At 64.7% G+C, this 22,412-nt stretch carries 23 protein-coding genes and 1 pseudogene; 8 read left to right on the top strand and 16 right to left on the bottom strand.

What is annotated here, in order from left to right; all coding sequences use genetic code 11:
- Positions 1-8: 8 nt before the first annotated feature.
- The 3 genes from cimA to cysS are packed head-to-tail and all read right to left on the bottom strand — an operon-like array spanning position 9 to position 3,510.
- Positions 9-1,607 (bottom strand): citramalate synthase, encoded by a 1,599-nt coding sequence (cimA, locus tag QCM77_RS03770; RefSeq protein WP_279662835.1) that lies wholly within the window; start codon positions 1,605-1,607, stop codon positions 9-11.
- Entirely contained in the window at positions 1,604-2,113 is a 510-nt protein-coding gene (locus QCM77_RS03765; protein ID WP_279662836.1) for a GNAT family N-acetyltransferase, read from the bottom strand. Before QCM77_RS03765 ends, cimA begins: the two co-directional genes overlap by 4 nt.
- Positions 2,113-3,510, bottom strand: coding sequence for a cysteine--tRNA ligase (cysS, locus tag QCM77_RS03760; protein ID WP_279662837.1), 1,398 nt, complete (start codon positions 3,508-3,510; stop codon positions 2,113-2,115). Before cysS ends, QCM77_RS03765 begins: the two co-directional genes overlap by 1 nt.
- Before the next feature lie 294 nt (positions 3,511-3,804).
- On the opposite strand from cysS, the gene QCM77_RS03755 reads away from it, so the two are divergent.
- Together QCM77_RS03755 and QCM77_RS03750 are read left to right on the top strand one after the other, a co-directional pair.
- Positions 3,805-4,110: a hypothetical protein gene (locus QCM77_RS03755; protein ID WP_279662838.1), complete on the top strand. Its 306-nt coding sequence runs from the start codon at positions 3,805-3,807 to the stop codon at positions 4,108-4,110.
- Between the two features lie 128 nt (positions 4,111-4,238).
- Entirely contained in the window at positions 4,239-5,429 is a 1,191-nt protein-coding gene (locus QCM77_RS03750; RefSeq protein WP_279683611.1) for a DUF2865 domain-containing protein, read from the top strand.
- 182 nt (positions 5,430-5,611) lie between these two features.
- On the opposite strand, the gene QCM77_RS03745 is transcribed toward QCM77_RS03750, so the two are convergent.
- From QCM77_RS03745 to QCM77_RS03735, 3 genes are all read right to left on the bottom strand, one after another.
- On the bottom strand, positions 5,612-7,369 hold the full coding sequence (locus tag QCM77_RS03745; RefSeq protein ID WP_279683609.1) for an NAD+ synthase: 1,758 nt from the start codon (positions 7,367-7,369) through the stop codon (positions 5,612-5,614).
- A gap of 97 nt (positions 7,370-7,466) precedes the next feature.
- Positions 7,467-7,820 carry a diacylglycerol kinase gene (locus QCM77_RS03740; RefSeq protein ID WP_279662841.1) on the bottom strand — a complete coding sequence of 118 codons (354 nt, stop codon included), beginning with the start codon at positions 7,818-7,820 and terminating at the stop codon, positions 7,467-7,469.
- 4 nt (positions 7,821-7,824) lie between these two features.
- Entirely contained in the window at positions 7,825-9,213 is a 1,389-nt protein-coding gene (locus QCM77_RS03735; protein WP_279683607.1) for a class II 3-deoxy-7-phosphoheptulonate synthase, read from the bottom strand.
- Between the two features lie 181 nt (positions 9,214-9,394).
- Between QCM77_RS03735 and QCM77_RS03730 the strand changes: the two genes are divergently transcribed.
- A complete protein-coding gene (locus QCM77_RS03730; protein WP_279662843.1) occupies positions 9,395-10,291 on the top strand; it encodes an alpha/beta hydrolase family protein in 897 nt (298 codons plus the stop codon).
- A gap of 2 nt (positions 10,292-10,293) precedes the next feature.
- On the opposite strand, the gene QCM77_RS03725 is transcribed toward QCM77_RS03730, so the two are convergent.
- Positions 10,294-11,604 carry an ATP-binding protein gene (locus QCM77_RS03725; RefSeq protein WP_279683605.1) on the bottom strand — a complete coding sequence of 437 codons (1,311 nt, stop codon included), beginning with the start codon at positions 11,602-11,604 and terminating at the stop codon, positions 10,294-10,296.
- Complete coding sequence (locus tag QCM77_RS03720) at positions 11,601-12,263, bottom strand: response regulator transcription factor (protein WP_279662845.1); 663 nt, start codon at positions 12,261-12,263, stop codon at positions 11,601-11,603. The genes QCM77_RS03725 and QCM77_RS03720 overlap by 4 nt, the downstream gene beginning before the upstream one ends.
- Before the next feature lie 226 nt (positions 12,264-12,489).
- Here QCM77_RS03720 and QCM77_RS03715 point away from each other — a divergent pair, with 226 nt between their 5' ends.
- The 3 genes from QCM77_RS03715 (at position 12,490) to QCM77_RS03705 (ending at position 14,558) form a co-directional block, all read left to right on the top strand.
- Positions 12,490-13,239, top strand: coding sequence for a COG4705 family protein (locus QCM77_RS03715; protein ID WP_279662947.1), 750 nt, complete (start codon positions 12,490-12,492; stop codon positions 13,237-13,239).
- Between the two features lie 120 nt (positions 13,240-13,359).
- On the top strand, positions 13,360-13,698 hold the full coding sequence (locus tag QCM77_RS03710; RefSeq protein ID WP_279683671.1) for a hypothetical protein: 339 nt from the start codon (positions 13,360-13,362) through the stop codon (positions 13,696-13,698).
- A gap of 68 nt (positions 13,699-13,766) precedes the next feature.
- Positions 13,767-14,558 carry a COG4705 family protein gene (locus QCM77_RS03705; protein ID WP_279683604.1) on the top strand — a complete coding sequence of 264 codons (792 nt, stop codon included), beginning with the start codon at positions 13,767-13,769 and terminating at the stop codon, positions 14,556-14,558.
- A gap of 5 nt (positions 14,559-14,563) precedes the next feature.
- Here QCM77_RS03705 and QCM77_RS03700 read toward each other — a convergent pair whose 3' ends face one another.
- Together QCM77_RS03700 and QCM77_RS03695 are read right to left on the bottom strand one after the other, a co-directional pair.
- The gene (locus QCM77_RS03700; protein WP_279662847.1) at positions 14,564-14,827 is read right to left on the bottom strand and encodes a hypothetical protein; all 264 of its coding nucleotides are present in this window, start codon (positions 14,825-14,827) and stop codon (positions 14,564-14,566) included.
- 188 nt (positions 14,828-15,015) lie between these two features.
- Positions 15,016-16,500 (bottom strand): aldehyde dehydrogenase family protein, encoded by a 1,485-nt coding sequence (locus QCM77_RS03695; protein ID WP_279683669.1) that lies wholly within the window; start codon positions 16,498-16,500, stop codon positions 15,016-15,018.
- A 113-nt stretch (positions 16,501-16,613) separates the two neighbouring features.
- Between QCM77_RS03695 and QCM77_RS03690 the strand changes: the two genes are divergently transcribed.
- On the top strand, positions 16,614-17,696 hold the full coding sequence (locus QCM77_RS03690) for a substrate-binding domain-containing protein (RefSeq protein ID WP_279683602.1): 1,083 nt from the start codon (positions 16,614-16,616) through the stop codon (positions 17,694-17,696).
- Between the two features lie 33 nt (positions 17,697-17,729).
- Here the strand turns inward: QCM77_RS03690 and QCM77_RS03685 are convergent, their stop codons facing one another.
- A complete protein-coding gene (locus QCM77_RS03685) occupies positions 17,730-18,308 on the bottom strand; it encodes a hypothetical protein (RefSeq protein ID WP_279683601.1) in 579 nt (192 codons plus the stop codon).
- A gap of 152 nt (positions 18,309-18,460) precedes the next feature.
- On the opposite strand from QCM77_RS03685, the pseudogene QCM77_RS03680 reads away from it, so the two are divergent.
- Positions 18,461-19,388, top strand: a pseudogene (locus QCM77_RS03680) (LysR family transcriptional regulator).
- 21 nt (positions 19,389-19,409) lie between these two features.
- Here QCM77_RS03680 and QCM77_RS03675 read toward each other — a convergent pair.
- The 5 genes from QCM77_RS03675 to QCM77_RS03655 all read right to left on the bottom strand — a co-directional run bounded on the left by QCM77_RS03675 (position 19,410) and on the right by QCM77_RS03655 (position 22,324).
- On the bottom strand, positions 19,410-19,994 hold the full coding sequence (locus QCM77_RS03675; RefSeq protein WP_279662852.1) for a TIGR00645 family protein: 585 nt from the start codon (positions 19,992-19,994) through the stop codon (positions 19,410-19,412).
- 34 nt (positions 19,995-20,028) lie between these two features.
- Positions 20,029-20,664 carry a TerC family protein gene (locus QCM77_RS03670; RefSeq protein WP_279683598.1) on the bottom strand — a complete coding sequence of 212 codons (636 nt, stop codon included), beginning with the start codon at positions 20,662-20,664 and terminating at the stop codon, positions 20,029-20,031.
- Complete coding sequence (locus QCM77_RS03665; RefSeq protein ID WP_279683596.1) at positions 20,661-21,023, bottom strand: hypothetical protein; 363 nt, start codon at positions 21,021-21,023, stop codon at positions 20,661-20,663. The genes QCM77_RS03670 and QCM77_RS03665 overlap by 4 nt, the downstream gene beginning before the upstream one ends.
- A 2-nt stretch (positions 21,024-21,025) precedes the next feature.
- Entirely contained in the window at positions 21,026-21,511 is a 486-nt protein-coding gene (locus tag QCM77_RS03660) for a tellurite resistance TerB family protein (protein ID WP_279683594.1), read from the bottom strand.
- Between the two features lie 432 nt (positions 21,512-21,943).
- Entirely contained in the window at positions 21,944-22,324 is a 381-nt protein-coding gene (locus QCM77_RS03655; RefSeq protein ID WP_279662856.1) for a nuclear transport factor 2 family protein, read from the bottom strand.
- Positions 22,325-22,412 lie beyond the last annotated feature (88 nt).

The raw sequence follows: 22,412 nt of genomic DNA, 5'->3' as shown, positions 1-22,412 counted from the left end.
CCCTCGCCTTACGCCGGCGCCCCCGACTTCACCAGCTTGTAGATCACCGAATCCATCAGCGCCTGGAAAGAGGCGTCGATGATGTTGGGGGACACGCCGACCGTGGTCCAGCTGTCGCCGTTCTCGTCCTCGCTCTCGATCAAGACGCGCGTGACCGCGCCGGTGCCGCCATTGAGGATGCGGACGCGGTAGTCGATCAGCGTCAGGCCCTCGATATATTTCTGGTACTTGCCGAGATCCTTGCGCAGCGCGACGTCGAGCGCGTTGACGGGACCGTTGCCTTCGGCGGCCGAGATCAAATGCTCGCCGGCGACGTCGACCTTCACGACCGCAAGCGCGACCGTAACGCGCTCACCGTGCGAATTGTAGCGCTGCTCGACATTGACGTCGAACTGCTCGACCTCGAAATAATGCGGCACCTTGCCGAGCGTGCGGCGCGCCAGGAGCTCGAACGAGGCGTTGGCGGATTCATAGGCGTAGCCTTGCGCCTCCCGCTCCTTCAATTCCTCCACCAGCCGCGTCAGCTTCGGATCGCTCTTCTCGTAAGCGATGCCCGCGCGGTCGAGCTCGGCGATGACATTGGAGCGGCCGGCCTGGTCGGACACCAGCACCTTGCGGTGATTGCCGACCAATTCAGGAAGGACATGCTCGTAGGTCTGCGGATCCTTCAGCACGGCGGAGGCATGGATGCCGGTCTTGGTGACGAAGGCGCTCTCGCCGACATAGGCCGCATGCCGGTTCGGCACGCGGTTGAGCATGTCGTCGAGCGTACGCGACACCTTGACGAGCGTCGCCAGCTTCTCCGGCGTGACGGCGATTTCGAAGGTCTCGGCAAACTCTTGCTTCAGCTTCAAAGTCGGGATCAGCGAGCAGAGGTTGGCGTTGCCGCAGCGCTCGCCGAGGCCGTTCAGCGTGCCCTGGATCTGCCGCGCGCCGGCGCGCACCGCGGCGAGCGAATTCGCCACCGCCTGCTCGGTGTCGTTATGGGCGTGGATGCCGAGATGATCGCCGGGAATGTGCTTTGTCACCTCGGTGACGATGGCCTCGACCTCGTTCGGCATGGTGCCGCCGTTGGTGTCGCACAGCACCACCCAGCGCGCGCCGGCCTCGTAGGCGGCCTTGGCGCAGGCGAGTGCGAAGCTGGAATCTTCCTTATAGCCGTCGAAAAAGTGCTCGCAGTCGAGCATGACCTCGCGGCCGGCGGTCTTCGCCGCCGCAACGCTGTCACGGATCGAGGCGAGGTTTTCTTCCTTTGTGGTCTCCAGCGCGACGCGCACCTGATAGGCTGATGACTTCGCCACGAAGCAGATCGCGTCGGCTTTCGCTTCCAGGAGACCGGCCACGCCCGGGTCGTTGGACACAGAGCGGCCCGCTCGCCGCGTCATGCCGAACGCAGTGAAGCGTGCATGGGCGAGCTTCGGCTTGGTGCCGAAAAACTCGGTGTCGGTCGGATTGGCGCCGGGATAGCCGCCCTCGACATAGTCGATGCCGAGTTCATCGAGCATCGCCGCGATGATTTGCTTGTCGGTCAGCGTGAAATCGACGCCATTGGTCTGCGCCCCGTCGCGCAGCGTGGTGTCGAACAGATATAGGCGCTCCTTGCTCATTGCAGTGCTCCCGACGCGGGTCCGGTGCCGAGCGTCTTCTGCATGGTGGTATTGGCGAGCCACTCGTCGTTGACGGTGATGCTGTTGCGCTGCATGGCGACATAGCCGCGCTTGGCGAAAAAGCCCTGCGCGTTATCGCTGGCGTCGACCGTGAGCTTGTCGGCACCGCGGCCGCCCGCAATCTTTTCCAGCGCATCGACGAGCATCGTCGCCAGCCCCTGCCCGGCCACGGCCGGATGCACATAGAGCATGTGGATATGATCCTTGCCGTGCAGCGACGCAAAGCCCACCGGTGATCCTTCCAGCGTTGCGATCAGCGTCAGGTCGGAGGCGAGCCGCTTGCCGAATTCTTCGTCCTCCGCCGCCGCCATCCAGGCCTGCTGCTGCGCTTCGCTATAGTCGTCCCCGGTCAGCTCTTCGATGCTGGCCGTGAAGATCGCGGCGAGAACCGGCACGTCGTCCGGCAGGAAGGGCCGCAAGCCAGGCTTTGGAAGCGCTTGTGCCATCACGCCAGCTCCCAGGTCGTCACCGGCTTGCCGTCGGCGTCCTTGCCATCCTTGAGCACGACCCCCTTGGCGACAAGCTCGTCGCGGATGCGGTCGGATTCCTTGAAGTCTTTGCGCGCACGCGCAGCCGCGCGCGCCGCGATCAGGCGGTCGATCTCGCTTGCGTCCACGCCGCTTGCCCGCTGCTTGCGGCTTTCCCATTGCGCAGCGCTCTCGGAGAGGAAGCCGAGCAGACGCAGCGACGCGGCCAGGCCACCGGCGTCGGACGCGTTGCGCAGGCCGTGCAATGCCGCGATCGCCAGGGACGTGTTGAGGTCGTCGAGCAGCGGCTCAACTACAGAAGCGGCCGGTTGACCGGGCGCGACGTCGGCCGCGACGCGATACCAGTCGTCGAGCGTCTTGGCGCTCTCCTCCAGCGACTTCATCGTCCAGTCGATCGGCGAGCGGTAATGCGTCTTGAGCATGTTCAGGCGCAGCACCTCACCCGGCCAGTCCGCGAGCAGCTCGTGGATGGTGACGAAGTTGCCGAGCGACTTCGACATCTTCTCGCTCTCGACCTGCAGGAAGCCGTTGTGCATCCAGTAGTTCGCCATGCGCTCCCGGTGGAAGGCGCAGCAGGTCTGCGCGATCTCGTTCTCGTGATGCGGAAACACCAGGTCGATGCCGCCACCATGGATGTCAAAGTGCTCGCCGAGATGCTTCCAGGCCATGGCCGAGCACTCGACGTGCCAGCCCGGACGCCCTTGCGCGCCGATGCCGGCCGGCGACGGCCATGACGGCTCGCCCGGCTTGGACGGTTTCCACAGCACGAAGTCGGTATTGCCCTTCTTGTAGGGCGCAACATCGACACGGGCACCGGCGACCATCTCGTCCAGTGAGCGATTGGACAGTGCGCCATAGCGCGGCAGTCCGGAATTGGCCGCGTTCATCGCCTGCGGCGAGAACAGCACATGGTCCTCGGCGACGTAGGCAAAGCCGCCGGCGACCAGCTTTTCGATGATCTCGCGCATCTCGCCGATATGCTCGGTCGCGCGCGGTTCGACGCCCGGCCGCAGTGCGCCGAGCGCATCGACGTCGGCGTGAAACTGTTTGCCGGTCTGCTCCGTGACTTTCCGGATCGCCTCGTTCAGCGGCAGGCCGGGGAAATCACGCGCGGCGCGGTCGTTGATCTTGTCGTCGACGTCGGTGATGTTGCGGACATATTTGACATGCGCCTCGCCGTAGAGATGGCGCAGCAGCCGAAACAGCACGTCGAACACGATCACCGGCCGCGCGTTGCCGATATGGGCGAAGTCATAGACGGTCGGTCCGCAGACATACATGCGGACGTCCTTCGCATCGAGCGGCACGAAGGTGCGCTTCTCCTTGCTCAGCGTATCGTAAAGGCGCAATTCCATATGGATACCCGTCGGCTGTTGGCCGGGCGTCCAGGGCTCTCAATGGTTTTGAGAAAAGACGGCTCCAGCCAGCGAATCGCTAGCTCGTAATCTCGCGGCAAATGGCGCAAATGGCGAGGAGACCGTTCATGCGGCGACATATGGGCCACGAAGGGGTGTTGCGTCAAGAGAGCCCCGAAAATGCCGGTTTGTCTCCGCAATGCGCGAGCCGCCCCGCCTTGATGGTTCATCATCCTTAACCATTTGAGCCCATTCTGGAACCGGCAGTTCCTTCTCTTTGCCCCCGGTGTTTTCATGCGATCATTGCTCGCGCTCATGTCCTGCGCCTCCATCCTTGCGGCATCCAGCGCTTTCGCCGAGACCCGCGTCTTCATCATTGCCAACCAGGCGGACGGCTACGGCGTCGACCAGTGCCTGGCCAAGGGCGACAAATGCGGCGCGCAGGTTGCGCGCAGCTATTGCCAGTCACGCGATTTTGCCCAGGCTTCGGCCTATCGCCGGGTCGATCCCGACGAAATTACCGGCTCTGTCCCCAAATCCGGCGCAAACTGCTCCCATGGCCATTGCGACGAATATGTCGCAATCACCTGCCAGCGCTGAATTCGCTCGGATCTGGCGTACCTTAGGCCCATCCTTGGCCCCTGAAACGACGTGACGATGCCGCAGGAAGCGGCTATGGGAGGGCGCGCTTCGGCCCCCAAATCACGCGTGGCCGTGACCTCGCTAGAATGGCGGATATGCCTGAATTTTTGTCTCTCTCCCGTGCTCGCTCGATCCTTGCCTGCACCGTGCTTCTGAGCACGGTCGTGCTCGCCAATGGTGCTTTCGCACAGGCCGGCCCGCCCGGGCCGCCGCCTCAGCCCGGCCAGAACGGGCTCGGACCGAATCCGATGTGCGCGCGCCTGGAAGGCCAGCTCGCCGCGCTCGATCGTGGCGGCGGCGGTGGTGACCCCGCGCGCGAAGACCAGATCCGCCGCTATCAGGATTCCCAAGCCAAGCAGCAGGCCGAGCTCGACCGCGTCACCATGCAGGCCAAGCGCATGGGCTGCGATTCTTCCGGCTTCTTCTCGCTGTTCAACGGCCAGTCGGCGCAATGCGGTCCGGTCAACACCCAGATCCAGCAGATGCGCGCCAATCTGGACCAGATCACCGGCAATCTCGAACGCCTGCGCGGCGGCGGCCCCGGCGGCTTCAGCCCCGAGCGTGACAACCAGCGCCGCTCGGTGCTGGCGGCGCTGACACAGAACAATTGCGGCGCGCAATATGCCAACGCCGCGCAATCGCAAGGCGGCAACTTCCTGAGCAATCTGTTCGGCGGCAACAACCCCAACAATCCGCAAGGCGTGCCGCCTTCCGATCTCGGCCCGCAATCAGGCACCTATCGCACCGTCTGCGTGCGCACCTGCGACGGCGCTTACTTCCCGGTCTCGTTTGCGACGGTGCCGGCGCGCTTCCCCGACGACGAGAAGACCTGCAAGGCGCTGTGCCCGGCCGCCGAAGCCGTGCTCTACACCCATCGCAATCCCGGCGAAGACATGAACTCCGCGGTCTCCACCAGCGGCCAGCCCTACACGGCGCTGCCGACTGCGTTCAAATTTCGCAGCGAGTTCAACCCGTCCTGTTCCTGCAAGGCCGCGGGCCAGACCTGGGCCGACGCGCTCAAATCGGCCGACGACAAGGCGGCGGCCGAACAGCAGGGTGACATCATCGTCACCGAGGAGAGCGCCAAGAAGATGCAGCAGCGGCAGCTCACCAAGGGCGCGCCTGCGAGCAATGCCAAGAAGGGCGCAACTCCGGCGCCGACGACTGCCACCGCGCCGGCTGCAACGCCGCCGGCGGATACGGGCAGCCCTGCCAACTCCGAGAACAAGCCGATCCGTTCGGTCGGCCCGAGCTTCCTGCCGCAGCAGCAGAAGTAGTCGGCCACAAATTCAACTGTCATGCCCGCGAAGGCGGGCATCCAGTATTCCGCGGCGGTAGTTGGTTTTCACAACGACCGCCGCGGAGTACTGGATCATCCGCCTTCGCGGATGATGACAGCGCGACGTGTGGCGACAGCGATCGTCCAATCGACCGTGCCAGCAATACGCCGCACCGATCTTCACCCCTCGAACGCGTCGATCGACGCTTTGCTCCCGCGCGAGACCAGCGTCTCGTCCGGGGCGGCCGGCGCTTCGCCTTTGTCGCGAAAGCGGTTGGTGATGGGATAGCGGCGGTCGCGGCCGAAATTCCTGGCCGTCACCTTGACGCCGGGCGCGGCCTGGCGGCGCTTGTATTCGGCGACGTTGAGGAGATGGTCGATGCGGGTGACCGTCACGCGGTCGAAGCCGGCGGCGATGATTGTGTCGAGCGGCTCTTCGCGCTCGATCAGACGCTCCAGGATGGCATCGAGCAGGTCGTAAGGCGGCAACGAATCCTGGTCGGCCTGGTTCTCGCGCAACTCCGCGGTCGGCGGACGCGTGATGATATCGGGCGGAATGACCTCACCCGCGGGCCCCAGCGCCCCCTCAGGCTTCCACGAATTGCGCAAGCGTGCCAGCCGAAACACCTGCGTCTTGTAGATGTCCTTGATCGGATTGAAGCCGCCGTTCATGTCGCCATAGAGCGTGGCGTAGCCGACCGACATTTCGGACTTGTTGCCGGTGGTCACCACCATCAGGCCGGTCTTGTTGGAGATCGCCATCAGCAGCGTGCCGCGGGTGCGGGCCTGGAGATTTTCCTCGGTGATATCAGGCGGCAGATTGCTGAAGATGCCGGACAATATGGTCTCGAACCCGTTCACCGCTTCCGCGATCGGCAGGACCTCGTAGCGGATGCCGAGATGGCCGGCGAGCTCGCCGGCGTCCGCGATCGAGCTCGCCGCAGTGTAGCGATAAGGCAGCATCACGCCGTGCACCTGATCGGCACCCAGTGCATCGACCGCGATCGCTGCGCAGAGGGCAGAGTCGATGCCGCCGGAAATGCCGAGCAGCACGCCGGGGAAGCCGTTCTTGGCGACGTAGTCGCGGAGGCCCAGCACGCAGGCCGCGTAGTCGGCGCAGTCGCCCTCGGGTTGCTCCGCGACCGGACCGGTGCAGCGCCAATCGCCGCCGTTTCTCGTGAAGCGCAGTGTGGTGATGCTCTCCGCGAACGCCGGCAATTGCGCCGCGAGGGAAAGATCGCCGTTGAGCGCGAAGGAAGCACCGTCGAACACCAGCTCGTCCTGGCCGCAGACCTGGTTGAGATAGACCAGCGGCAGGCCGCTCTCGGTGACGCGCGCGACCGCGACCGACAAACGCACGTCGGCCTTGTCGCGGGCGTAAGGCGAGCCGTTCGGCACCAGAATGATCTCCGCACCGGTCTCGGCCAGCGTCTCGACCACGTTCTCGTAATCCTCGGACTCTTCCAGCCAGATGTCCTCGCAGATCGGCACGCCGATCCGCACGCCGCGCACGGTCACCGGCCCGGCGGCGGGGCCGCCCGAAAACAGCCGCTTCTCGTCGAACACGCCATAATTCGGCAGATTGCATTTGAAGCGAAGCGCCGCGATACGGCCGCCATCGAGCAGCGCGCAGGCATTGTAGAGCCTGCCCTCCTCCACCCAGGGCGTGCCGACCAGCATAGCCGGCCCGCCATCGGCGGTCTCGCGCGCCAGCGCCTCGATCGCGGCACGGCAGGCGGCCTGAAAGGAGGACTTCTGCACCAGATCTTCCGGCGGGTAACCGGCGATGAACAGTTCCGGAAACAGCACGAGATCGGCATCGTCGGACTTGGCTTGCGCGCGCGCGGCACGCGCCTTGGCGGCATTGCCGTCGATGTCGCCCATGGTCGGATTGAGCTGGGCAAGCGTGACCGCGAATTCGTTGAGACGTTCGGTCATGGCCGCCGCGCTCCGATTAGTGCATGATCCGGAAAAGTGTGAAGCGGTTTTCCGAAAAGATCATGCTCAAACAACACTCTAAAGCGCGATGCGCGCTTTAGAGGAACCCCAATCGCTCGATGATGGCGATGATCCAGAACGCGCCGGCCATCAGGAGCGCAACACCGACCGCGGCCGAACCCATGTCCTTGACCCGGCCGATCTGCTTGTCGTGATCCATGGTCAGCCGGTCGGCAAGCTTCTCGATCGCGGTGTTGAGCAGCTCGACCACCAGCAGGAACGCGACTGAACACACCAGCTCGACCGCGCGCATCGCGGTCGCGCCGACGAACCACGCCAGCGGCAGCGACAAGAGGAGCGCAAAAATCTCCTCGCGGACGGCCTGCTCCGAGCGGAACGCAAAGGCCAGACCGTTACGGGAATTGATCGTGGCCTTCCAGATCCGCAGCAAGGTCTCAGAGCCCCGCTGCGACCGGCATCGGCCTGACCTTGCCGGCGCGCTCCTGCTTGAGGAGCTCCGCGACCAGGAAAGCCATGTCGATGGATTGCTCGGCATTGAGGCGGGGATCGCAGACCGTGTGATAGCGGTCGTTGAGATCCTGGTCGGTGATCGCGCGGGCGCCGCCGAGGCACTCGGTGACGTCCTGGCCGGTCATCTCCAGATGCACGCCGCCGGCATGGGTGCCTTCCGCGGCGTGGATCGCGAAGAACGACTTCACCTCGGACAGGATGCGGTCGAACGGCCGCGTCTTGTAACCCGACGTCGAGGTGATGGTGTTGCCGTGCATGGGATCGCACGACCAGACCACCACTTTGCCCTCGCGCTTCACCGCGCGGATCATGTTCGGCAGGTGCTCGCCGACCTTGTCGGAGCCGAAGCGGCCGATCAGCGTCAGCCGGCCCGGCTCGTTGTCGGGATTGAGCACGTCGATCAGCTTCAGCAGCTCGTCGGTCTTGAGCGACGGACCGCATTTGAGCCCGATCGGGTTCTTGATGCCGCGGAAATATTCGATATGGCCGTGATCGAGCTGGCGGGTGCGGTCACCGATCCAGATCATGTGGCCCGAGGTCGCGTACCAGTCGCCGGTGGTGGAATCGACGCGGGTCATGGCCTGCTCGTAGCCGAGCAGGAGCGCCTCGTGGCTGGTGTAGAAATCGGTGGCGCGCAGCTCAGGGTGAGCCTCGAGATCGAGGCCGCAGGCGCGCATGAAGTTGAGCGCGTCGGAGATGCGGTCGGCCAATTCCTTGTAGCGGCGGGACTGCGGCGAGTCCTTGAGGAAGCCGAGCATCCACTGATGCACGCTGCCGAGATTGGCGTAGCCGCCGGTGGCAAACGCACGCAGCAGGTTCAGCGTCGCCGCCGACTGGCGATAGGCCATCAACTGGCGCTGAGGATCAGGGACGCGCGCTTCCTTGGTGAAGGCGATGTCGTTGACGATGTCGCCGCGATAGCTCGGCAGCTCGACACCTTCGATCTTCTCGGTCGGCGAGGACCGCGGTTTTGCAAACTGGCCGGCGACGCGCCCGACTTTCACCACCGGGACGGCGCCGGCATAGGTTAGCACCACCGCCATCTGGAGCAGCACGCGGAAGAAGTCGCGGATGTTGTTGGCGCCGTGCTCGGCAAAGCTCTCGGCGCAGTCGCCGCCCTGCAGCAGGAAGGCCTCGCCTGCCGCGACCCGCGCTAAGGCCTTCTTCAGATTGCGCGCCTCGCCCGCGAACACCAGCGGCGGAAAGGTCGCAAGCTGCGCCTCGACGTCGGCCAAGGCCTTGGCGTCGGGATAATCGGGCACCTGTAGCACGGGCTTGCTGCGCCAGGACTCGGGCGTCCACCGCTCGGACATCGCAATATCTCCGTGAAGCAAAAAGTGCAACCTGATCTGTGGGTTGCGAGCGCCGCCTTATACACAGGCTAATCTCCGGCCGCCAGTTGTAAATCCATTCGGCACTGCAAACCCTTGCGGGGAAAGCCAAATTCGCATTTGCTGGGAAACGGCGAGGAAACTGGCAGGATACCTTCTGCCCATGGACGCAGCATTGGACGACGTTTTCGTTGACGAGATCAGCTTCCCGGCGACCGACGGGTATGCGCTGACCGGCACGCTATTCCTGCCGCGCGGCACCAAACGTCACGCCGTGCTGGTCAATTCGGCGACCGCCGTCCCGCGAAAAATCTATCGCGGCTTTGCCTCCTATCTCGCCCATCGCGGCTGCGCGGTCCTAACCTACGACTATCGCGGCATCGGCGACTCCCGGCAGCCGGCGATGGTCGGCTACAATCAGCCGAAATCGCTGGTCGGCTTCAAGGCCTCGATGTCGGACTGGGCGACGCTCGACGTCACCGCCGCTGTGCGCTGGATGCGCGAGCGCTACACCACCCTTCCCCTTGCCTATGTCGGCCACTCCTTCGGCGGTCAGGCGCTCGGGCTGATCGCGAACAACACGGACATCTCGCGCGCCGCGTTCCTGGCCTCGCAGGCGGCGACCTGGCGGCTGATGACGTCGCCGGAAAAATACCGCGTCTTCGCCTTCATGAATTTCGTCGGCGTGCCGCTCGTCCACGCGCTCGGCTATGCGCCGGGCTGGGCCGGCATCGGCGAGGATTTGCCCAAGGGCGTCTTCCTGCAATGGGCCGAGTGGGTGTCGAGCCCGCGCTATCTGTTCGATTCAAAGCTGCCGGCGCTGGAGAATTTTGCCAAATTCAAGGGCGAGCTGCGCACGCTCTGCTTCTCCGACGACCCCTGGGCGACGCGGCCCGCGGTCGAGCTGCTCGCGAGCGGATTCACCGCGATCAAGCCGGAGGTCCTGACCGTCAAACCGTCAGAGGTCGGCGCCAAGGCGATCGGCCATTTCGGCTTCTTCCGCCCCGAGCACCGCGACACGCTGTGGCGCGGCGTGGCGGAATGGATCCAGGGGGAGTGACCTTACGCGGCCATCGCGGGCAGCTTGACGATGACACGCAGCCCGGTTCGCCCGCTCTCATTGATGTTCGCAGCGTCGATCGACCCGCCAAGACCATCGACGATCCGCTTGACGATCGAAAGGCCAAGACCAACGCCGTCGCCTTCCGGGCGCTGGCCGCGGAAGAACGGCTCGAAAATCCGACCGATCTCGTCGGGGGAAACGCCAGGTCCATTGTCCTCGATCTGAAGCACAGCCATCGCGCCCTCCCGGTAGATCGCTACATCGATACTGCCGCCTGCCGGCGTGAAACGGAGCGCATTGTCGATGAGGTTGCGGATCATGGCTGCGAGCATGACGGGCTCGCCGCGCATGGGAACAGACTCGGCTCGCTCGAAGCCGAGATCGACGCCGCGGCTGATCGCCTGCTGCAGGAGATCGGCGATGACGCTCTTCGCTGCGTGATCTAGCTCCACAACCTCCCATCGCCCGTCATCGGAGGGCGCAGCGTCATGCCGCGCCAGCGCAAGCAACTGTTCCAGAAGATACTTGCTGCGACTCATGCTCAGCCGAAGCGCCGCGAGCCGCTCGCGCGCGGCCGGCGGCAGTTCGATCTGGTCGAGATTTTCGGCCTGTAGGCTCAGCGCCGTAAGTGGTGTGCGCAGTTCGTGCGCGGCGTCCGCGATAAACCTTCGCTGCTGCCCCATCATCTCGTGCATGCGCTGCAACAACCCGTTGATCGAGGATACGAACGGATTCAGTTCGCTTGGGAGGTCGCGGAGCGGCAGGCCCGCCATGTCGTCCGCACGTCGCGCGTTGAGTTCGTCCGCCAGCCGGACCATGGGTCGAAGCGATACGGCAATGACAACGGCGATCGCCAGCATCAGGCAAGGGATCAGCGCCGCGATCGGAAGCACGGTGCGGAGCGCCATGTCACTTGCGATCTCATCCCTCACCCCCGTGCTCTGCGCCACCGCAAACCGACTTCCGTCGGATCGCGTCTTCAGCACCACCCGCACCGGTTTTCCCTTTCGCGTCGCATCGCGCATCCCATCCTGAAGCCGCCACAGCTGGCGCTCCTCGGGTGTACCTTGCGGCGTCTTGCCCAATTCCATCAGCCAGACTTCAGAGTCCTCATCAACCCCATGGAGATCCTGGGCTCCCGTGAAACCACCGCTCTGAACGAGGCCCGCGATCTGGATCAGCACGGAGTCCTGCGTCTCGATCGCTTCATCGAATGCCCACCGGTGCGCAAAGACGCCTCCTATGAGCCCGGTCAGCAGCACGATCGTCGTCAAGCTTATGAACAGCCGGCCGCGCAGCGAGTTGATCATGGCGCGCGATCCACCATCCATCCCATCCCGCGCACGTTACGGATCGCATCCGTACCGAGCTTTTTTCGGATGGTGTGGATCAGGAATTCGACCGCATTGCTTTCGACCTCCTCGTTCCAGCCGTAAAGCTGCCGTTCGAGCTCGCTTCGCGACAGGATGGTGCCGGGCCGCGTCAGCATGGCCTGCAGCAGCGCGAACTCGCGCGCGGTCAGGAGGGCCGTTTGCCCACACAGCGCGGCCTCACGGGTTGCAGGATCGAGACTGAGCTTGCCGTTACCAAGCACAGCGGGCGCGCCGCTGCCTTCGCGGCGAAGCACCGCCCGCATACGCGCCAGTAATTCGCGAATCTCGAACGGCTTGACCAGATAATCGTCTGCACCGAGATCGAGGCCTTCGACCCTGTGATCGACACCGTCCCGCGCGGTGACGATAATGACGGGGCACTTGCAGCCATTCGCGCGCAGCTGCCGCAGCACGTCGCGGCCATCCGCGTTCGGCAGGCCGAGATCGAGCAATAGCACCTCGTAGGATTCGCTCGCGGCGGCAAGCAGTGCGGTCTCGCCGTCCCTCACCCAATCGACCGCGTAGGCAGCATCCTTCAGCGCCTGCTCGACGGCGGCGCCGACCATCCTGTCGTCCTCGATCAGCAGAACCCGCAAAGCTCGATCCTCGAAACCGCCGGGCCGTCCGGCTGTCACATCATCGCCATCCCGAATTAGCGCAGAGTTAGCAAGCCTCAGCGGGCCTAAATTGCGGCGAAGAGCACACTGCTCCGACATTTCTGATCCCTAAGCCGGGCCTAAGTCGGCTGCGCGACGGTCCCGCATCGCTTCGGCTTTGGGAGATTTCGGCGTGTCGCAATATTCGGGCTTTGGCGCAAGACGGATGCTGAACAAGGTTCCGGAGGTCACGGCGATCTTCTGGGCCATCAAGCTTCTCTCGACCACGGTCGGCGAGACCGGCGCCGACTATCTCGCGGTGCATGTCGGCCTCGGCGCCAGCCTGACCGCGATCTGCATGAGCGGCCTCCTCGTCGCCGCGCTCCTGCTGCAGCTCAGCCGCCGCACCTATGTGCCCTGGACCTATTGGCTCACCGTCGTCCTCGTCAGCATCGTCGGCACGCAGCTCACGGATCTGTTGACCGACAAGCTCGAGATCAGTCTTTACATCAGCACCGCCGCGTTCGCCTGCGCGCTCTCGGCGACCTTCGCGGTCTGGTACGGCGCCGAGCGCACGCTGTCGATCCACAGCATCGTCACGATGCGGCGCGAACTGTTCTACTGGACGGCAATCCTGTTCACCTTCGCACTCGGCACGGCCGCAGGCGATCTCGCCACCGAAGCGCTCGGTCTCGGCTTCCAGCTCGGCGTCGCCGCGTTCGGCGTGCTGATCGCGGCGGTAATGATTGCCTATTACTTCGGCGCCAATCCCGTTCTCACCTTCTGGCTCGCCTACATCCTCACCCGTCCAATGGGCGCCTCGCTCGGCGATCTGCTGTCGCAGTCGCGCGAGTATGGCGGCGTGGGCCTCGGCACGATCCAGACCAGCATCGCCTTCCTGACCGTGATCGTCGGACTCGTCGCCTGGGTGACGTTCGAAGGCGACGGCGCGCGCCGGGCGGATCCCGCGCAATAGCTCCAACCGCCTCACCCTTCCCTGCACGCAAGCGGGGACCACAACAGGAGAACCCACATGATGAAACTCATTCCCGCTGTCGCCGTTTGCCTGGTGACGACATTTTCCGGCGAGCCGCGGATGCATGCGAGCCAGCACTTTATCTTCGTGCCGCTCGCGGAAGCCGCGACCGCCAAGCTCGGCGATCTCACGCCGTTCCGGAGTATCGTGGTCGACGTCGCCGCCCTGATCGACAAGGGCGACCTCGCCGGCGCCAAGACCCGGATCAAGGACCTCGAGACCAAATGGGACGAGGCCGAAGCCGGCCTGAAGCCGCGCGCGGCGGCCGACTGGCACACCGTCGACAAGGCGATCGATCGCGCGCTGGAGGCGTTGCGCGCGGGTACACCGGAGGCTGCAAAATGCAAGCAGGTCGTTACCGATCTGCTCTCGGTCATGGACAGCGTCACCAAAGCCTGACGCTTCCGCGCACCGTTATCCCGTCAGCCGCGGACCGCCGTCCCGGCTGACGCAACGAAGAGGACACCATGCACGATCACACCAAGAGCAGCATCATCAGCGAGAGCAAGGTCCCGGAGATCACGCTCGGCTTCTGGATCATCAAGATCGCCGCGACGACATTGGGCGAGACCGGCGGCGATACCGTCACCATGACGCTGAACTGGGGTTATCTTGCGGGCACGTGCCTGTTCCTGGCGGCGATGATCGCCCTGATCGCAGCGCAAATCCGCGCGGACAGATTCCACCCGGCGCTGTACTGGGCGACCATCGTGGCATCAACGACCTTCGGTACCACGATGGCCGACTTCGCCGACCGCTCGCTCGGCATCGGCTATACCGGCGGCTCGACGCTGCTGCTCAGCTGTCTCGTGCTGGTGCTCGGCCTCTGGTATCGCTCTGAAGGTACGATCTCGGTCAACAGCGTCAGCACGCCGCGTGTCGAGGCTTTTTATTGGGGCGCCATCACCTTTTCGCAGACGCTGGGCACCGCGCTCGGCGACTGGATCGCCGATACCGGTGACATGGGCTATCGCGGCGGCGCGCTGATCTTCGCGGCGGGGCTCGCCGTCATCGCGGCGCTGTACTTCTGGACACGGGTATCGCGCGTCACATTGTTCTGGGCGGCCTTCATCCTGACACGACCACTGGGTGCGACCGTCGGCGACTTCCTCGACAAGCCGCTCGATCACGGCGGCCTCGCCTTGAGCCGGCCACTGGCCTCCGCCGTGATCGCAGCGTTCATGGTCGCCTGCCTGCTGCTGATCCCGCAACGCGCGGGACAGCATCCCAGCGAGACCCGGGCGGTCGAACAGGCCTGAGAGGGTTAACGGATGATGGTCGTCAGAGACGAGTAGCGCCTGTTCGGCTTGGCTTCACCCGGCGCGAATTGCGCGAAGGCCTCGCTGACGCGAACCGCCGGCGGCGTATCGCCGGCGAAACGAAACTCCTTCGGCTGCGGCGCGTAGAAGCTGGCGCGGTAATAAGTGTCGTCGAAGCGCGCCTCGCCGACCCCGAAAAATGCGTCGCAGGCGAACAGGAGCGCATAGACTCCCGCGACCGCGACGACGATCTCCCTGAGAACTGACATGCTGATGCCCCACCCTTTTGCAGGCAGGATGCACGCCGGTTCCAAAGCCGGGGTTTAAGGCTGCGTGGTTCTTGTCCGCAGGGTTTGCCGCCGCTGAGCGGAATGCAGACAATTTTACCGATCTGGAAAAAAAGAGCCCGCCGGACCGGGCGATCAGGCGGGCTCCAGGCTTGGCCGCTCGGGAGGTATCAGACGGCCAGGTTCATCCAGACAGTCTTGGGCTCGGTGAAATTGTCGAGCGCGGCGGTGCCGTGCTCGCGGCCGAGGCCGGAGTCGCGCTCGCCGCCCCAGGGCAGGCGCACGTCGGTGTAGCCATAGGTGTTCATCCAGACCGTGCCCGCGCGCGCCCGCTTGGCGAAGCGCTGCAGCTTGCCGATGTCGCGGCTCCAGACGCCGGCGGCGAGGCTGTAGGCCGTGCCGTTGGCGATCCTGAGCGCATCGGCCTCGTCCTTGAACTTGATGACGCTGACGACGGGGCCGAAGATCTCCTCCTGCGAGATCCGCATCTCGTGCGCGACATTCGCGAACACCGCGGGGCTGATGAAGTAGCCGCGATCGCCGACCTTCTCGCCACCGGTGACGAGGGTCGCGCCCTCCTTCCGGCCGATGTCGACATAGTCGAGGATCGACTTCATCTGCGTCTCCGAGATCACGGGCCCGAGCACGGTCTTGCGATCGAGCGGATCACCGATCCTGAGCGACTTTGCGCGCGCCGCCAGTCGCTCGACGACCTCGTCATAGGCCTTTTCCTGCACCAGCACGCGGGAGCCGGCCGAGCAGACCTGGCCAGCATTGAAGAAGATGCCGGATGCAGCCGCCTTCGATGCGGCTTCGAGATCGGCATCGTCAAAGATGACGTTGGCCGACTTGCCGCCGAGCTCGAGCGAGACGCGCTTGAAGTTGCCGGCGGCGCCCTTCATGATTCCGCGGCCCACACCCGGCGAGCCCGTGAAGGTGACCTTGTCGACGTCGGGGTGATTGACCAGCGCGTCGCCGACGACGCGGCCCGGCCCCGTGACGACGTTGAAGACGCCCGCCGGCAGGCCAGCTTCAAGTGCCAGCTCGGCGATGCGTAGTGCCGACAGCGAGGTCAGCTCGGCCGGCTTCATCACGATTGTGCAGCCGCAGGCCAGCGCCGGCGCGAGCTTCCACATGCCGATCATCAGCGGGAAATTCCAGGGCACGATCGCGGCGACCACGCCGACCGGCTCGCGCACGGTGTAGGTCAGGGCGTCGTCGCGCACAGGAACGACGTCGCCGCTGATCTTGTCGGCCCAGCCGGCGTAATAGACCAGCGTGTCGATGGCGGCCGGGAAATCCTGGCGCAGCGTTGCCGAGATCGGCTTGCCCGCGTCCATCGACTCGATCTCGGCGATCTCGTCGGCGTGCTGCTTCAGCAGCTCTGCCCAGCGCAGCAGGATCTGACCGCGCTCGGAGGCCCGCATCGTCCGCCACGGGCCTTCGAACGCCCGCCGCGCGGCGGCGACCGCATGGTCGACATCAGCCTCGTTGCCTTCGGCGACGGTGGCGATGACGTGCCCGGTCGCGGGATTGAGCGATTTGAAAGTGCGCCCGGAGCTTGCGGGGACGCGGCGGCCGTCGATCAGCAGATGCTGCGGCCGGGACATGAACTCGGTGGCCGGCGAATGTGCAAAGTCATATGCAACAGACATCATATTTCCTCCTCTTCTGGTATACTAGACTAGGCGGACAATGGCCGGTGTAAATATGATATGCTGTGCCTATGGACGTCTCATATATGAACTTGACTTCATAAGGCTTGCCCATGCTTCAAATCGAGATCGAGGCTGTTTGGCGGTTTCGCCGCGAGGGCAGCCCCCGCACCGCGGTGGTCATGATCGGCATTCTCAATGAGATCCGGAAGACCGGAAAAATCTCCAGCGCGGCCAGCGATGCCCACCTCTCCTACCGCCACGTCTGGAATCTGATCGAGCAATGGTCGGAGTTCTTCGGCACGCCGCTTGTCGAAACCCAGCGCGGCAAGGGCACCAAGCTGACCGCGTTCGGCGAGCGGCTGGTGTGGGCGGGCGAGCGCATGCAGGCGCGGCTCGGGCCCCAGCTCGAAAACCTCGCGCAGGAGCTCGCGAGCGAGATCAAGCCGTTCCTCGAGCAGCGGCCTTCGGTGATCCGCGTCCATGCCAGCCACGGCTTTGCGGTGGCAAAGCTGCGCGAATTCCTCGATCGCGAGCCCGGCATCGGCGTCGACCTGCGCTACGTCAGCAACCAGAATTCGCTGGTCTCGCTGGCGCAAGGCGCCTGCGATCTCTCCGGCCTGCATCTGCCGCACGGCGCGCTGCGGGCCCAGGGCATCAAGGCTGCCCGCGAGTGGCTCGATCCGCGCGAGGACCGCATCATCAGTTTTGTCACGCGCGAAATGGGGCTGATGGTCGCGCGCGGCAATCCGCTGCGCATCGCTTCGCTTGATGATCTCACTGGACCAAAAGTCCGCTTCGTCAACCGCGACCATGATTCCGGCACGCGACTTCTGTTCGACCAACTGCTCGCGGCCGACGGCATCGACGAGAGCCGCATCAACGGCGCGCAGCAGATCGAATTCACCCACGCAGCGGTCGCGGCCTATGTCGCAAGCGACATGGCGGATGCGAGTTTTGGCGTCGAGGCTGCGGCCCGGCATTTCGGCCTCGACTTCATCCGGCTCCTGACCGAGGATTATTTCTTCGTCTGCAAGCGCGCCTTCCTGGACACGGGGCCGATGCAGCGCATCCTCGAGATCATCCGCAGCGCCGATTTTCGCGCGGCCGTCGCGACCCTGCCCGGCTATGTGCCGTCGGACACGGGCACTGTCACCGGCGTGAAGGCGTTTCTGGCGATGCACGCCGTGCGATGATGCCGAAGGATGTCGTCGTCTTGTCCGCGCCGGTCAGACGACCGGCTCGTCCTTCAGCGCAGCGATCACCTGCTCGCCTTGCACTGTCAATCGGTACGTCACCAGCGGTCGGCTCGACGGCGGCTTGCGCGCGAGTTCGACGATGTAGCCGCGCACCATCAGCGCTTCGAAGCTGCCGTAATATCCGAACATGCTGATCTGGTTCTGCCTGAGCAGCTTGAACTCGCGCAAGAGACGTATCTCGTTGCCCGAGAGCAGCGACCGGCGCACGCGCTGGACGAACCGCGCACGCTGCTCGAACCACGCCTGGTCGGGCAATTCCTGCGGCGCCGGCGCAGGATCCCGCTCGCAGGGACGCGCCTCGGCAATCGCATCGGCCGTAACCGGCGGCAGGCACGGCAAGCTGCTGACGACCGCGTCCTTGGCTACATCAAGCAATGCGAGCAGCCACCGCCGCTTGTTGTCCACCATGACCGGTGGCGGCACGACATTGTCGCGCACCAGTTGCTCAAAGCGGCCGGCGGTCACGCCGACATAGGCCGCGGCTCTCCGGCGATCGACCAGACGGGTGTCCCGCACCACTTCAGGCTCGCAAGCGATATTCTGCTCCACCCCAAAATCCCCTGGCGCGTCGTTGCGCAGGCCTGGCGGCGAGGCCAGCCAAGCCGGCGGCGAACCTAGGTGGGACAAGCGCTCTCGAAAAGCAGAGAATTTCGTACAGGTTGATGCCGTTTCGGCAACAGCTATAGTCAGCCGGGGGTCCCATGCGCTTTCACTCACCTGCGATCCAGTATTTCCATGCGGTCCGCCGCACCGGCTCGATCCGGGCCGCGGCGCGCGTCCTGAACGTCGCCTCCTCCGCGGTCAGCCGACAGATCCTCAAGCTGGAACAAGAGGTTGGATCGCCCTTGTTCGAGCGAACTGCGCGCGGCCTGACGCTGACGACGGTCGGCGAGATGCTGGCCCGGCATGTTATGAACGTGCTCCAGGACCTCGACCGCTTCCGCTCGGACGTCGCATCCTTGTCCGGCGCCTGGCACGGCACCGTCAGCATTGCCTGCATCGAGTCGCTCACCGAGTCGGTGCTGCCGGACCTGATCGCCTCGCACCGTGGCCGCGCCCGGCGCGTCAACTTCACCACCGAGGTGAAGGGATCTTCGGACGTGCTGGAGGCGCTCAGCCGTGGTGAAGCCGACATCGGCATCGCCATGTCCGCCGGACCTGCGGCAGGTCGCCTTGAAGCGGTTTCGCCTCGGCGCCGTCGTCGCCCGCGAGCATCCGCTGGCGCGCCGCAAGACGGTCACGCTGACCCAATGTCTCGCCTTTCCCGTCATCCACGCGCTGCCGGAGCTGTCGATCTACCATCTGCTCCAGCCGCTGATCGCGCAGCTGTCCGAGACGCCGGAGCCGGCCATCCAGGCCAACTCGATCGACCTGATGCGCGAGCTCGCCGCGCGCGGCGTCGGCGTTGCGTTCCAGACCCAGCTCGGCATCGGCCGCCTGTCGCGCGACAGCCAGCTCGTCTTCCTGCCGCTCGACAACGCCGGCAGTCCGGTGTGGTCGGATCTCGGCATCTACGTTCGCGCTGAACGCACCCTGCCCGCCTACACGGAATCATTCCTCCAGGAGCTGGTGCGCGAACTCGGCGAGCGCGAGCGGCGGGAGAACGCGGCGCACCCCCAAGTTGCGTGATTAAGCGCCGCCGGTCGACGCTCAGCCGTGGTCGGCTCCCTTGCGGTGGCCGTTCTCGCTGAGGCGGTCGACCCAGGCGATACCGATCGCTGAGATGATGAAGGTCAGGTGGATCAGCACCTGCCACATCACGCCGGTCTCGGTGAAATTGCTGCGCGTCGTGCCGAGATTACCCGCCTCGATGAAGGTCCTGAGCAGCGAGATCGAGGAAATGCCGATGATCGCCATCGCAAGCTTGATCTTGAGCACGCTGGCATTGACGTGGCTGAGCCATTCCGGCTCGTCCGGATGACCGCTCAGGTTCAGGCGCGAGACGAAGGTCTCGTAACCGCCGACGATCACCATCACCAGCAGGTTCGAGATCATCACGACGTCGATCAGCCCGAGCACGACCAGCATGATCTGCTGCTCGCTGGCGTCGAACGAGTGCACGACCAGGTGCCAGAGCTCCTTCAGGAACAGCAGCACATAGACGGCCTGCGCGACGATGAGGCCGACATAAAGCGGCACTTGCAGCCAGCGCGAGCCGAAGATGAGCTGGGCAAACGGGCCGATTTGCGGCCCCGGCGCGGAATCCGCCGAAGGTGCGTTGGGTTCAGACGTCATTGATCACTCCGGATTGCCAACAAGACGCGTTGCCTTACAGGCTCGCGATCACAGGCGCGAGCTCGAGCGAGCCGCGATAGATCATCTCGAAGGCAACGTAGACGATGATAGCGAGGCCGACATAGCCGATCCAGCGCTGCTTCTGGAGCACGCGGCCGAGCAAATCGGCGGCGACGCCCATCAACGCGACCGACAGCAACAGGCCGAAGGCGAGGATGTAGGGATGCTCGCGCGCGGCGCCCGCGACCGCGAGCACGTTGTCGAGCGACATCGAGACGTCGGCGGCGACGATCTGCACGGCCGCCTGTGTGAAGGTCTTGCGCGGAGCAGGAGCAGCGCTGCCGCCGCCATGGCTGAACGCGAGCTCGTTCGTATGCGCGGCCTGCTCGCGCAGCTCGCGCCACATCTTCCAGCAGACCCAGAGCAGCAACACGCCGCCGGCGAGCAAGAGCCCGATCACCTGCAGAAGCTGGGTCGCGACGCCGGCAAAGACGATGCGCAAGGCGGTGGCGGCAATGATGCCGACGACGATGGCGCGCCGGCGCTGCTCGGCCGGCAGGCCGGAGGCGGCAAGGCCGATGACGACGGCGTTGTCGCCGGCGAGCACGAGGTCGATCAGAACGACCTGAAGCAGCGCGGTCAGCGCATCGGTGGTGATGAATTCAGTCATGATCGATCATTTTTCGGTGGGGACGGATCGAGCCATTGCGGCTTCTTCCGCTCGACCCAATCCAGAACCTTGGCGCGCGAGGAGCGCAGCGCGGGCACGTCTTCTGCGAGCAAAGCGAGGCCGAGCGGCAGCATCCAGATGCCGAGCACCGGCAAAAAGGAGAGCACGCCACCGACAATGAGCAGCGCGCCAGAGGGGATTCTCACCCAGCGGCTGGACGGCTTGAGCAGATGGGTGACGGTGTCGCCCACGCGCGGCGGCAGGCGACGGACAAGCTTGTCGAGACGCGGATCGCCACCGGCGAGATGGCCGGTGGTGCCCTCGGTTTCCGTCGTGCGCTCGTCCGAAGCTACGCTCATGCTCACTCCTGCATGGCGGCGGGCTGTTGAGCACCCGCCCCGCCCGGCGTCACCTGCTTTGCGCGCGGCAGCACCAGCGTCAGCAAGCGCAATAGCTTGATCGCCTGCAGCTCGTGGGGATGGACGTCCTCGTCCGCGGCGGCGACGCGCTCCGACAGTTCCATCAGATGAGACGACAGCGGCAGGTCCGAGACCGGACGCAAATTGTCGATCACCACATTGGCGAAATCCGGCTCCTCGAGCCGCTCGGCAAGCTCGTCGAACATCGCGTAGAGCCGGTCGTCCGAGATGTGCGGCGCCAGCTTGCGATCCCGGATGAAACGGACGACCTCGTCGCGTTCGACCGGCGAAACTTGCCGGTCGGCGACTGCAACCAGTGCGCCTACGATCACCAGCGCCACCGCAGCCTGTTCGTTCAGGCTGGACGGCTCGGTAATCTCGATTTCGATCGGATTTGAATGCTTATTTGAATGCTTGGCGTCAGACATCGTTGCTCCCTTATCTTGCGAAATGACCGCACGGAGCTGCGATGGGGACGATTGGGTCGGAGAGACTTTCAAGAAGGCCCGACGATCGGCCGATCCATCGCATTCGCGCGGGACAGGTCATCCGACATCACGAGGTTTTGCCGACAGTGTCGGCATCCTCGCCAGAGGGGCCCGGATTCCCTTCAACAAATAAAGATGGGCCTGTCGGAATCAAGGCGATGAGACTGCGACTAGCCGCCGCATCGGGTTCCGTGTTTCCACATTGGCTAAGCAGTTCTGCGCGCTTCGCACCTGCGATCATGTCTTTTGCTGTCATCGCCCGCGCAGGCGGGCGATCCAGTACTCCGAGACGTCCGTAGTTTGTCGAGCAGCCGCAGCGTACTGGATTCCCCGCCTGCGCGGGGAATGACAGCGAAGTGCGGAGCGCTCAGCCTATCCTACCCGCTCGACAAGATGCGCCCGCGTGGGCGACGGCTCGAACCTGTCGCCGAAATACTGCGTTTCGTGCGCCACCAGGCCGCCGCGAAATTCCATGATGCTCACCACGTAAGATGGCACCCCGTCATAGCTCAGCACGAATTCGCTCACCCAGAGATCGCCGCCGCCGACAATTCGCCGAACCGTGAAGCGCTTCTTGTTCGGCTGCACGAAACGGCTCTGCTGGATGTTCCCGCGACCGCGGATGCGCTCGCCGGACTGCGGATAGTCGAGCACTGCGTCCTCGCGATAGATGTCGTGCTCGGCCTCGAAATCGTTCGCGTCCGAAGCGTCCCAATGGCGCTGGAGCGCGGCCAGCTTGCCCTGATCATCCATCGTGATCTCCCGTCTTTGCCGACTGTGTTCTCGTTACGCGATCTCAGATTGGCGTGCAGGCAGCCGGTGACAAGGCTTGCTCGCAACG

It is taken from the genome of Bradyrhizobium nivariense (assembly GCF_029846695.2).
Classification (GTDB): Bacteria; Pseudomonadota; Alphaproteobacteria; order Rhizobiales; family Xanthobacteraceae; genus Bradyrhizobium.
Note: the sequence above shows the minus strand (reverse complement) of the source record. Positions and strands in the feature narration are given on the sequence as shown.